Raw genomic sequence first — 7,219 nt, 5'->3', positions numbered from 1 at the left:
CCTCCGAGGGGCGCATCATACTCGGCAACGTCGAACGGCTCAGGCTCAAGGCTCAGGGCTCAAGGCTCAGAGGGCATGCCGATCCCTCACGTGCTCTCTGAGCGCTGAGCCCTGAGTCCCGAACCCTGAACCCCGAACCCTGGACCCTGTTCCTACTTCCCGTACGGCGCCGCGCCGCCGTCAGCGACGGTGAGGCGGACCGTCTCGCCGGCCTTCAGTGACAGCGGCACACCCTGCACCAGTTCCGCGCCGAGTCGCTCGACGGGCGCCGCCGACCCGACCGTCAGCAGGTACCGCCGGTCGTGCTCCACGGTGAACCACTCGGGCCACTCGTTCAGGCGCGGGTAGTTGATCGGCAGGTGCAGGTGGTCGCGGTGGCGCGGATGGTCGAGGCGCACCACACCGCTCCATGGAGCCTCCGCCGTCACGCTGAACAGCGCGCGGTCGCCCTCACGCACGGCTCCGAGGTGCACGCGCCGGTTCCATGGCTCGAGGCGGGCGCCCTGCGACTTCCACATCGCGTACATCAGCGCCGTCCGGATCACGTTGCCGTCGCCGTGCCAGTCCTCGACGATGCCGTCGGGGCGCACGCGGTCGAGCATCTGGCGAGTGGCCTCGTCGATCCGGGCGGGCAGTCCTTCCTGCGGCACGCGGTTCATCAGCACGAGGGCCGATTCGATGGCGTCCGAGTACGAGTCGGCGCTCCACCACGCGACCGGCGGCGTCGTGTCGAACAGGTAGTCGGGCTTCTCGGTGACCGTCGCCAGGGCGCGATCGACGGCCGCCTTGAAGCGCGGCTCGCCCGTGGCCATGTACGCGGTGTACACGGCGTTGAACATGTACCCCCAGCAGTGGGCGTGGCGCGGCGCGATGGGCTGTCCCGTCACGATGTCGATGTCGTGGTGCCACAGCCCGTCGCCGTTCAGGCCGACGGCGAGCAGCCGATCGATCATGCCGATGAAGGCCGGCCGGTACTGCGCGGCCTTGTCGGGGCGTGCGTGCGAGGCCAGCACGAACGCCTCGGCCAGGCCGCCGACGATCTCGTTGCCGTGGTCCGAGAGCACGAACCGCGTGGTCAGCGGCTTGCGCGCCGCGACGTCCCACCGGTCCGCGGGCAGCCCGCCCGTGGTCGGCAGCATGTCGAGGAAGTAGAAGTCGGCGATGGCGAGTACCTGGGCCAGGTACGCGGGGTTGCCGGTGCGGTGGTACAGGCGCGACAGCACCTGCAGCATGTTGCCGTTGATCTCGGTCGTCCTGGCGGGGAGCCGTCCGCGCGAGGTCTGGTAGGGCGCCTGGGCGACGATGTCGGTCGCGATGCCTTCCATCCGGTGGTACCACGGGGTGTCGCCGAACAGCTCGGTGAGCGGGATCAGGCCATCCTTCATGTACTCGCTCGAGCCGAAGATGATGGCGTCCATGTCGACGGACGGCCGGAGGAACCCGCCGTTGCCGGCCTTCACATCGTCGGACAGCCGGCCGACGCGGGTGGTGCGCAGCGTCTCCTGGCGGAGGATGTCGAGCATCGTGCCGTGGTAGGCAGCCGGCTCGGTGAGCCGGGCAGCCATCACCATGAAGGGATAGAGATCGGCCGCGGTATTGGCCACGACCCAACTCGGATCGGGCTGGCTGCCGAGGAACACGCCGCGATGGGGCAGCAGGCCGCTGACGGCGTCGCGCCGGGCGAGCCACCCCTGCATCACGCGCTGGCTCTCCACGAGGGCACGGGTGGCCAGCCGGCCGTTGGCGGCCGCGCGGGCCTCGTCGTCGGGGGCCGCGGAGACGCCGAGGGCGGCGAGGGTGAGGACGAGGAGGACCGTGCTCGTCCAGACGAGGTGGCGGGGGCGTGTGTGGTTTGGTTCGTCGTGGGTCAAAGTCGCGGCCTCTCGCGTGTGCCTTATGTCTGCAGAAGGGCGGCTTTGGGGGCCGCAGTTGCCTCTTGACTCGTGGCGATTCTGCTTCATGCTAAGCGGCATCCGGTGAGCCGCGACAGCCCCGTCGATCGTCCGCACGACGATTCCGCTGGGGCTCCTTCCCGTTGTCGCGTGCTCGTCCGGCCACCCTTTACGGAGGCCCACTTGAAGCTTGCCCGTTCATTGCACGCCGCGTTCACCCTGGCCCTGGTGGCCTGTACCTGGCTGGTCCTTGCGCCGGCGGTCGGCGCGCAAACGCTGTATGGCACGTTGACGGGCTCGGTGGTCGACAAGACGGGCGCCGCCATTCCGGGCGCGACCGTGACGGCCACCAACGAGGGCACCGGCCTGACCGTCGATACCGTGTCGGACGCCGAGGGCGCGTACACCATCCGCAACCTCGCCCCCGGCAACTACAAGCTCAGCGCCGCGCTGCAGGGCTTCAAGAACTTCACGCAGACGGCCATCCCGCTGGCGGCCGGCAACATCCTGCGCGTGAACGCGACGCTGGAGATTGGTGACCTCACCGAGTCCATCACGGTGACCACCGAGGCCGCGCTCCTGAAGACGGACAAGGCCGACGTGAGCGTCCAGTTGCAGCCCAAGGAGATCACGGACCTGCCGCTGAACCAGTTCCGCAACTACCAGGCGCTGATGAACCTGGTGCCCGGTGCGACGCCCGGCGCGTTCCAGAACTCGCAGGGCTCGACGCCGCAGCGCTCGCTGAGCGTCAACGTCAACGGCGTGAACCGGAACAACAACAGCACGCGCATCGACGGCGCGGCCAGCATCAACATCTGGCTGCCGCACCACGCCGGCATGGTGGCCTCGGCCGAGACGGTCGACACCGTCAACATCGTGACCAACAACTTCGACGCCGATACGGGCATGGCCGGCGGCGCCGCGGTGGCGGTGGTGACCAAGTCGGGCACCAACAACCTGAAGGGTTCGGCGTTCTTCTTCAACAACCGCGACGACTGGAACGCCAACACGTTCTTCAACAACGCCAACCGGCTGGCCAAGCCCAAGGTCGAGAACCGGATCTGGGGCGGCACGCTCGGTGGCCCGATCGTCAAGAACCGCCTGTTCTACTTCGGGTCGTACGAGAAGTTCTACGAGGAGCGCGGGTTCCAGGAGACGTTCGCTGTCCCGACGGCGCGGATGCGCAACGGCGACTTCAGCGAGGTGCTGGCGGCCTTCCCGAACTTCCGCCTCTACGACCCGCTCACCGGCGACGCCAGCGGTAACGGCCGCGCGCTGTTCCCGGGCGCCGTCATCCCGGCCAATCGCATCAGCTCGATCGCCCGGAGGATTCAGGAGACCTACCCGCTCCCGAACGCGGGCGACCTGAACGGCAACCGTATCGCCGACGACTACGTCATCACGCGTGCGCCGACGTTCGACCGCAACAACTACGACGTCAAGGTGTCGTTCAACCGCTCGAGCGCGCACCAGATCTGGGGCAAGCTGTCCTACCTCGACGCCGACGTGCAGGATCGCTTCCAGATCGGCTTCGACCAGGTGGCGCCCGCGCCGACCAAGGTCAACGCGCCGGTGATCGGCCACACGTGGACGCTGTCGCCGACGCTCATCCTCGACGGCAACTTCGGCGTGACCTACAACGAGCAGGAAGGCCTGTCGCCCGACTACGGTACCAACTGGGGCACCGACATCTGGGGCATCCCGGGCACCAACGGCCCCGACATCCGCCAGTCCGGCCAGCCGCAGATCAACACGGGCCTGAGCGCCGTCGGCAACTTCTCGTCGTGGAACCCCTACTTCTACACGACGTCGGTCTACTCGTTCTCGCAGGCGCTCACCAAGGTCGCCGGTCGGCACGAACTGCGCGTCGGCTACGACTTCAACAAGCTCGAGATGAACCACTGGCAGCCCGAGATCGGCTCGGGGCCGCGCGGCGCATTCTCCTTCGGCGGCAACGTGACGGGCGCGCCCGGCTACCAGCCGATCGGCGGCTTCAACAGCTACGGATCCTTCCTGCTCGGCCTCCCGGCCACGATCGGCAAGAGCCTGCAGGCCGAGGAGATGACGACGCGCGAGTGGCAGCACGGGATCTACATCCGTGACCGCTGGCAGGTGAACGACAAGCTCACCCTCAACGGTGGCCTGCGCTTCGAGATGTACCCGACGATGACCCGCGCCGACCGCGGCATCGAGCGCCTCGACTTCGCCACCTGGAACGTCCTCATCGGCGGCCGCGGCGGCAACCCCAACGACGTCGGCGTGAGCGGCAAGCCGGTCTACGTGGCCCCGCGCCTCGGCCTCGCCTACCGCATCGACGACAACACCGTGTTCCGCACCGGCTACGGCATCACCATCAACCCGATGCCGTGGTCGCGCCCGCTCCGCGGCTTCTACCCGGCCACCGTCGCCTACAGCAACTCGGCCGCGGGCTTCAACTTCATCGGCACGCTCGAGCAGGGCATCCCGCCCATCGCCCAGCCCGACCTGAGCACGGGCAGCACCCGCCTCCCGAGCGGCGTCGACATGCGCACGCCGAACCCGGGCAACGTCGACCGCGCCACGCTGCACCAGTGGAACGTCACGTTCGAGCGGCGCCTGCCCCTCGACATCGTGACCAGCGTCGCGTACGTCGGCACGCAGAACAACGGCGGCTACGCCGACATCAACCTGAACTACGCCGAGCCGGGCACGGGCAACGCCGGCCGTCGGTTCTTCGCGCAGGCCGGCAACGCCAACATCCTCGACTGGGGTGCGTGGACGGGTAGCAAGTACCACTCGCTGCAGGTGGCGGTGAATCGTCCGTTCAAGAACGGCCTCCTGCTCAAGGGCGCGTACACCTGGAGCAAGGCGATGAACGAGACCGACGACGATGGGTGGACGGGCATGACGTGGAACATCCCGAGCCAGTACGACCGCAACTACGCGCGCGCCGGCTACGACCGCACCCACATCCTCCAGATGGCGTTCGTGTACGAGCTGCCCTTCATGCGCGAGAGCAACAACATCCTCGCGTACATCGTCAAGGACTGGCAGATCAACGGCATCTTCTCGGCCTTCTCGGGCACGCCGTTCACCATCGGCGGCAACAACCCGCAGCTGCTCGCGCCGGGCGCGGGTGCCATCACGGCCAACCAGAGCGGCGACCTGAACTACATCAACGACCCGAGCCGCGACGTGAAGTGGATCGACACGTCGGTCCTCACCAACCCGACGGGCCTGCAGTGGGGCAACTCCGGCCGCAACGCCTTCCGCGGACCCGGCGTGTGGAACCTCGACTTCTCGCTGTTCAAGAACATCCCGATCGGCCGCTACCGCATGGAGTTCCGCGCGCAGGCGTCCAACGTGCTGAACCACACGCGCTACCTCAACCCGGACACGGGCATCAACAGCCCGACGTTCATGCAGTGGGTGGGCGCCGGCTCGTACGACGCGCCGCGCATCATCCAGCTCGGCCTCCGCTTCGCCTTCTAGGCTGACGCTTCAGTAAACGAACAGAGCCCGGCTCTCCAGATGGGGAGCCGGGCTCTTCTCGTTTTCGGGTAATTCCGCGATGCTGCGATGCCGCGATGCAGGAAGGGCGAAGGGCGAAGGGCCAAGGGCAAAAGGGCAAAAGGGCAAGGGGCCGGCCTCACCGCATCACTTCGCGGCGAGATACCGCGCGATGCCCTGGCGCACCGGGGCGGCGGCCGTTGCGAGCATCGCCCGCGCCTCCGGACCGTCGACGTCCACGCCACGCGCCTCGAGCAGCTCGGCGACGTGCGACGAGACCACGGCGTCATGGTCGGCGAGTGCCCTGAAGAGCGCGGGCAGGGACGCGCCGTGGGACTCGACGAGCCGGCTCGCGTACTCACGTGCCGACGAGAACACGCCATCACCGTCGGCATCCACGTAAATGGGGGCCGTGAGGCTGAACACCACGGGACGCCAGGCCGGCGTCGTGGGCTGGTACGGCGTCGGGATGGCCCATGAGGGATCGGTGACGCCCGGTCCCTGCGCGACCACCACCACGAAGTAATCATGGCGCCGGCGGGGCAGCGGCCAGCGCAGCGAGGCCTTTCGCACCCGCGCGCCCGCAGCCTCCCCGATGGACTGCTGCGCGGCCTCGACACCGTTCACCCAGAGCGCGACGCGATTGGCGCGCGTCCACGTCGCGCCCGACACCCGCACGTCGACGTCCTTGGCCCCTTCCGCGCGCACGAGGTCGCCCGGACCAGCCGTGCCGATGCGCGCCTCCGCGAACAGTCCGAGGCTCACCACGACGCGCCCCGCGCGCAGGCTCGCCGCGGCCTCGTCGATCGGCACCCGGCCGGCGTCGCCATCCGCGGCGCGGACGTAGGTGCGTCCCTGGCCGACGATGAAGCGGCTGACGTCGTGGGAGTCGCTGGCGCCGATGGGCGTGATGCGGAGGCCGCGATTGAGCAGCGCGAACCAGCTGCGGACGGGCTCCAGCCAGTCCGACCGCATGGCGCCGGAGTTGACGACCTCCATGGCGGTGAAGGCCTGCGGGAGGTCGCGGCTCGCACCGGTCGCGCTGTTGAAGTGGGCGCGTGAGAACGGCGTGAACGTGCTGTGCGTGTCGTGGGGATGGTTGAGCACGGCCACCGCGGCATCGGCCCGCGCGGCGGCAGGGAACACGTTGAAGTGGCCGGTCTTCGTCGTGACCTCGTTGCCGACGATCGATGTCACGAAGCGTGAGACGCCCATCGACGCCAGCGCAGGGGCGTAGTCGGTCGGCCGATCGTGCTCGGTCGCGATCGCCAGCTCGATGCCCTCGCCGGCCAGCGTGAGGGCCCGCTCCGCGAGTGACGCATCGCCGTGGCCGCTCACCTCGAGCGTGTGGATGTGCGTGTCTGCGGCGACCCAGCCGCCCGTCGCGACCTGCCGCGACAGCCGCAGCGCGACGTCGCGCGTCTGGCCTGCACCGACCGACACCGTGACCTCGTGCATGCCGAACTCCGGCCCGCGGGTGGCGCGCACGCGATACGTCCCCGGCTGCAGGCCGACGTGGCCCGCGTCCTCGCCGACGTACGCCACGCCCGGGCGCACGGCCTGCCTGGAGTCGGGCAACGCCATCAGCGCCGCGAGTGCGTTGTCGGCATCGACGATCGTCACGCGCGCCGGGAGCGGCTGCCCGTCCTCGCCGTTCACGCGGACGCGCAGCGACGCCGACCCGAGCAGCGCGGCGCGTGACGCCGGTGCCAGGCGGACACTGTGGATCACGACGTCGTCGGTGGGCGTCTTCGACGTGATGGTGAGCGTGTTGGCGCCGTCGGCGAGAGCCCCGGTCGGCACGGCGAGCGCGTGCACGAGGTCGGCTTCCATCCGCA

General features: G+C 69.0%; 3 protein-coding genes. 1 reads left to right on the top strand and 2 read right to left on the bottom strand.

Going from position 1 to position 7,219, the window contains the following annotated elements; genetic code table 11:
* Positions 1–152 precede the first annotated feature (152 nt).
* Positions 153–1,871, bottom strand: a complete 1,719-nt coding sequence (locus ACIRDX_RS18740) for a hypothetical protein (RefSeq protein ID WP_396626963.1) — start codon at positions 1,869–1,871, stop codon at positions 153–155.
* Positions 1,872–2,075: 204 nt separating this feature from the next.
* Between ACIRDX_RS18740 and ACIRDX_RS18735 the strand changes: the two genes are divergently transcribed.
* Positions 2,076–5,363 (top strand): TonB-dependent receptor domain-containing protein, encoded by a 3,288-nt coding sequence (locus ACIRDX_RS18735; protein ID WP_396626962.1) that lies wholly within the window; start codon positions 2,076–2,078, stop codon positions 5,361–5,363.
* Positions 5,364–5,528: 165 nt separating this feature from the next.
* Here the strand turns inward: ACIRDX_RS18735 and ACIRDX_RS18730 are convergent.
* Positions 5,529–7,219 (bottom strand): CehA/McbA family metallohydrolase (locus ACIRDX_RS18730; RefSeq protein WP_396626961.1); only part of this gene is annotated, 1,691 nt, incomplete at its 5' end.

This window comes from Luteitalea sp. (assembly GCF_044337415.1).
Taxonomy (GTDB): Bacteria; Acidobacteriota; Vicinamibacteria; order Vicinamibacterales; family Vicinamibacteraceae; genus Luteitalea.
The sequence above is the reverse complement of the archived record's forward strand: the minus strand, read 5'-3'. Positions and strand labels throughout refer to the sequence as shown.